Origin of the sequence: Novosphingobium sp. (assembly GCF_027486195.1) — a bacterium.
GTDB lineage: Bacteria > Pseudomonadota > Alphaproteobacteria > Sphingomonadales > Sphingomonadaceae > Novosphingobium.
Genome location: NZ_JAIXPP010000108.1, coordinates 1 through 4,986 on the forward strand (window position 1 = coordinate 1; position 4,986 = coordinate 4,986).

The 4,986-nt window shown below is 61.4% G+C and carries 4 protein-coding genes; 3 read left to right on the top strand and 1 reads right to left on the bottom strand.

Going from position 1 to position 4,986, the window contains the following annotated elements; all coding sequences use genetic code 11:
- Positions 1-794 (bottom strand): alcohol dehydrogenase catalytic domain-containing protein (locus Q0071_RS18665; protein ID WP_298173201.1); only part of this gene is annotated, 794 nt, incomplete at its 3' end.
- Between the two features lie 315 nt (positions 795-1,109).
- Between Q0071_RS18665 and nirB the strand changes: the two genes are divergently transcribed.
- The 3 genes from nirB (at position 1,110) to Q0071_RS18680 (ending at position 4,528) form a co-directional block, all read left to right on the top strand.
- A complete protein-coding gene (nirB, locus tag Q0071_RS18670) occupies positions 1,110-3,623 on the top strand; it encodes a nitrite reductase large subunit NirB (RefSeq protein ID WP_298173204.1) in 2,514 nt (837 codons plus the stop codon).
- Positions 3,620-3,964, top strand: coding sequence for a nitrite reductase small subunit NirD (gene nirD, locus Q0071_RS18675; RefSeq protein ID WP_298173207.1), 345 nt, complete (start codon positions 3,620-3,622; stop codon positions 3,962-3,964). The genes nirB and nirD overlap by 4 nt, the downstream gene beginning before the upstream one ends.
- A gap of 261 nt (positions 3,965-4,225) precedes the next feature.
- Positions 4,226-4,528 carry a single-stranded DNA-binding protein gene (locus Q0071_RS18680; protein ID WP_298173209.1) on the top strand — a complete coding sequence of 101 codons (303 nt, stop codon included), beginning with the start codon at positions 4,226-4,228 and terminating at the stop codon, positions 4,526-4,528.
- Positions 4,529-4,986: the final 458 nt, after the last annotated feature.

Genomic DNA, 4,986 nt, shown 5'->3' on the forward strand with positions numbered 1-4,986 from the left:
ACCGGCATAAAGCCGCTGGTGTCGATCACCATGTCCGCGCCTTCGGGAATGATGCCCCGAACCGCAGTGGCCATATCGCCTTGTCCGTCGAGCACATGGGTTGCACCGAGCTGCAATGCCAGCGTGCGGCGGCCCTCCTGCGGCTCGATCACGATGATCGTCGCGCATCCGGCAATCTGTCCACCCAACACAGCGGAGAGACCAACGGCACCCGCACCGAGCACTACGAGTGCTTCGCCTGCCTTTGCTCCGAGAGAGCGCAGGACGCCGCCCACGCCAGTCTGGATACCGCAACCCAGCGGCGCAAGGACCGCGAGATCGGTGTCGTCATCAACCTTGAGTACGTTGCGCTCGTTCGCGATTGCGAGCGACGCGAAGGATGACTGGCCGAAGAAGTTGTCTGAAATCTGCTTCCCATCGCGGGTTACGCGGCTTGATCCGTCGCCGCGCGAAGCAATCATGTTGAGCGGCACGAAGTTGCTGCAATAGGCTGGTTCATGGCGCTCGCACGGCTTGCATGCGCCGCACGAATTAAACGTAAGCAACACCTTGTCTCCCGGCTTCACGCCGGTCACACCTTCGCCGACTGCATCCACGATGCCGGCGCCCTCGTGGCCGAGAATGGCGGGGAACTGCAGCCCCATCGCGCCCGAGGCGACCACCAGATCGGTATGGCAGATGCCCGCTGCCTTGATGGCGACGCGGACTTCGCCGGCTTGCGGCTGCGCCACGTCGACTGCCTCAATGGAGAACGGGCCGTTGGGCTGGTTGAGAACGGCAGCAGTTGCCTTCATCGGATCAGTTCCTTGTCATCATTGGCGGTTACGGATCGCCTCATGGTCGCGCCCAAGATAGCGTCGGTTGCGCCTCGCCGCGCATGTCGTAAGTGCACGGCCAGACGCCCCTGGGCATGCCAATCCCGACGTGCTGTTTGCCTTCGGTCGAGACCAGCGCGCATACTTGACCCAACCATCCCATAGCCACTGGTTTGTGCACCTATTGACCTGAGCATTGCGATATCATAATCAGTAAACAAGTGTACAGTAAGTTTTTCGCATAGGCATGCAAGTGGCCCGATCGCGACAAACTCTGCCAAGGGAAGCCCCCACTTGACTGCCCTGAACACATTAAGCGAGCAAACCTTCGAAGCGCCGTTGCGCGAACGGCTGGTCGTGATCGGCAACGGCATGGCCGGGTGCCGCGCAGTGGAGGAAATCCTCGCCCGCGATCCAGCGCGCTACAGCGTTACGATTTTCGGGGCCGAGCCGCGTGTCAATTACAACCGGATCATGCTCTCGTCCGTATTGGCGGGCGAAAAGACCTTCGATGAAATCGTCATCAACGATGCTGCGTGGTACGCCAATAATGCGATCACGCTGGTGGCGGGCGATCGGGTCACCGCAATCGACCGCGTCAACCGCACCGTTACCGCTCGCTCGGGCCGGACCGAGATTTACGACCGGCTGCTGATTGCGACCGGTTCCGATCCGCTCGTCATTCCAGTGCCGGGGCGCGATCTGGCCGGAGTCATCACGTTCCGTGATCTCGATGATGTGGCCCGGATGATCGCTGCAGCCGATGCTGGAAAGGCTGCCGGCGGGGGCGCGGCAGTTGTGATCGGCGGCGGCTTGCTGGGCCTTGAGGCTGCTCATGGCCTCTCATTGCGCGGCATGGCGGTAACTGTGGTCCACATCATGCCGACATTGATGGAACGGCAGCTGGACGAGGCGGCAGGCTGGCTGCTCAAGGTCGAACTCGAACGGCGCGGCCAAACCATCGTGACCAGCGGCGATACCGCCGAGATTTTGGGCAGCGACGGGCACGTCACCGGTGTGAGACTCAAGGACGGGCGCGAGTTCCCGGCGCAGATCGTGGTCATGGCCATCGGCATCCGCTCCGCGACTGCTCTAGCCAAAGCCGCCGGGCTCGATGTTGAACGCGGCATCCTGGTGGATGATCACATGGTCACCTCGGATACTGCGATTCTGGCTGTGGGCGAATGCGTGCAGCACCGCGGGGCTTGCTACGGCCTCGTCGCGCCGCTGTGGGAAATGTGCCGCGCAATGGCCGATTACGCCACCGACAAGCCCACCGGTTACGCAGGATCGGTCACCTCGACGAAACTTAAGGTATCCGGCATCGAACTATTTTCTGCAGGCGATTTTTCCGGCGGTGGCGGGGCCGAGGACATCGTGCTGCGCGATGCCGCGCGCGGCATTTACAAGCGCTTGGTGGTGAGAGACGACCGCGTGGTAGGCGCGGTGCTGTATGGCGATACCATCGACGGCGCTTGGTACTTCGACCTGCTGCGCAAAGCCGAAGACATATCGGGCATCCGCGAGGCGCTGATTTTCGGCCAGGCTTTTGTTGCCAGGGGCGCCCTCGCTGACCCTAGCGGTGCAGTTGCCGCCCTTTCTGCAGACGCGGAAATCTGTGGTTGCAACGGCGTTTCCAAAGGCAGAGTCATCGCCGCGATCAGCGCGGGGGCTCGCAGCCTTGATGCGGTGCGCAGCTCTTGCAAAGCCTCGGCGAGCTGCGGCTCGTGCACCGGTCAGGTCGAAACCCTGCTCGCGCTGACGCTTGGCGGCGAAGTGCAATCCGGGCCGAAGACAGTGTGCAAATGCACTCGCTTCAGCCACGACGACGTGCGCCGCTTGATCCTCGAAAGGCAGCTTCGTGCCATTCCACAGCTGATGCAGGAACTGCACTGGTCCACGCCCGACGGCTGCGCCTCGTGCCGTCCGGCACTCAACTATTATCTCCTGTGCGCTTGGCCAGGCGAATACAAAGACGATCAGCAGAGCCGCTTCGTGAACGAGCGGATGCACGCCAATATCCAGAAGGACGGCACCTATTCGGTGGTGCCGCGCATGTGGGGCGGCCTCACCAATCCGCGCGAGCTGCGCGCGATTGCCGATGTGGTGGAGAAGTACAACGCACCCATGGTCAAGGTGACCGGCGGTCAGCGGCTCGACATTTTCGGGATCCGCAAGGAGGACTTGCCCGCGGTCTGGGCCGACCTTAATGCCGCGGGAATGGTGTCCGGCCACGCCTATGGCAAATCGTTGCGCACGGTGAAGACCTGTGTGGGCAGCGAATGGTGCCGGTTCGGCACGCAGGATTCGACCGGGCTTGGCGTGAAGATCGAACGGATGACATGGGGCTCATGGATGCCTCACAAGTTCAAGATCGCGGTTTCGGGCTGCCCGCGCAACTGCGCGGAAGCCACGATCAAGGACTTCGGCGTGGTCTGCGTGGACAGCGGCTATGAACTGCATGTCGGCGGGAATGGGGGGATGAAGGTCCGTGTTACCGACCTGCTTTGCAAGGTTGCGACCGAGGAGGAAGCCATGGACGTGTGCGCCGCGTTTATCCAGCTCTACCGCGAACAGGCGCACTATCTGGAACGCACTGCCCCGTGGGTCGAGCGCGTAGGGATTGATCGTGTCAAAGCGGCGTTGTTCGATGATCCGGGCACGATCGCGTCTCTGGCGCACCGGTTCCGCTTTTCGCAGACATTCATGCAGGATGATCCCTGGGCGAAGCGCGTGGCGGGAGAGGATGCCGAACTGCACAGCCACATGGCCGAAATCCGCCCTCTTCTAACGGAACATGTCGAATGATTGGCGACTGGCTCGACATTGGCCCGGTGGATCAAGTTTCCCCCGGCAATGCCCGCACATTGCCTGTGGTTGGCGCCGAGGAAATTGCTGTGTTCCGCACCTTGGCTAACGAGTTCTTCGCTCTGATCAACAAATGCCCGCACAAGGCAGGCCCGCTGTCCCAAGGTATTATTCATGGTAATGTTGTCACGTGCCCACTGCATGGCTGGAACATCTCGCTTAGGACCGGCGAGGCGCTGGGGGAGGACAAGGGCTGTGTGCCCACCATCCCGCTACGGGTCGACGCCGGGCGGATATACCTGCTGCGTGCAGCGGTAGTGGCCGGATTTAACGCCGCGTGAACCACATCCGCGCGATTTGCGCATATTCCAGAATCGGTGAGGAATGGCAGCGACGGTGAACAGGCCGTACGCGGTCATAACCCTGGGCAATGGCGCGCCTGCGGCCGATTTAGGGCGATTGGTGAATGCGCTCCCAGTGACGCAATTGGACCCGGACTCTACTCTGTCGATTTCCTTAAGCACACGAATGATTCTGGGGCGCACCTAGTCGGCAGTTTGCCTGCGTGGTAGTCACGATAGATCAGCTCTTCTGTTTGATTGGTGAGCCCGCAAGGTCAAGGCTGGCCAGATTGCGCGCGAAAGTGGAACCGCGTTAAGTGTAAGCCTGCCAAGGACAGAGAGTTCTACCGAATTACCTGCGACAACGGCCTCAATGCAAACGTCGCCAAGTTCTGCCGCAAAGGGCAGCTGGTGACGGTCGAGGGCCGCATCCGCTACACGCAGTGGGAGGACCAGTCCGGCACCAAGCGCTACGGCTGCGAGATCATCGCGGACAAGGTCGACTTCCTGACCAATGGCCGTATCTCCTCCGGCGAGAGCGCTCCCGACATCGACGAGGATTGAAGGGCTCATCCCGCTCGAACAAGGCCCCTGCAGACCGATCTGCCGGGGCCTTATCTGTGCTTGAGCCACAATCGGCATCGCGGGGGCATCGAGCGCCACGCGCCGCCGTGAAGTGGTGGTCAGGTGGTACACTTGCGGTACCAACAGGCCTGCGCCTGAGGGCAACCGGAGATCCCGCTAGTCCTGCCGTCCTGATCCCGATTGTCAGTCCTTCCGCGAGCCCCAAACAACTATTCTGGAAGGGGGAAAGTAGGCACACCGTACCCGGGAGCCCGGTGTTCTGTACTGGGCAGAAATCCGCGACTTTGCTGCGTTTGGCGGCGCAGCGCCCGAATGATGTCAGCTAGAGCGGTTTCCACACGTTCTGAATCGATTGGGATTCCCTTTGCGGGCTCGTTGTGATTCAGACTTCCTGCTGGTGACAGGAGGCCAGCATGGATGGCACGAACGCTTTCACA

Excerpts from the sequence above, each read along its gene's own strand:
- nirD (WP_298173207.1), top strand. The coding sequence starts at position 3,620 with ATGATTGGCGACTGGCTCGACATTGGCCCGGTGGATCAAGTTTCCCCC.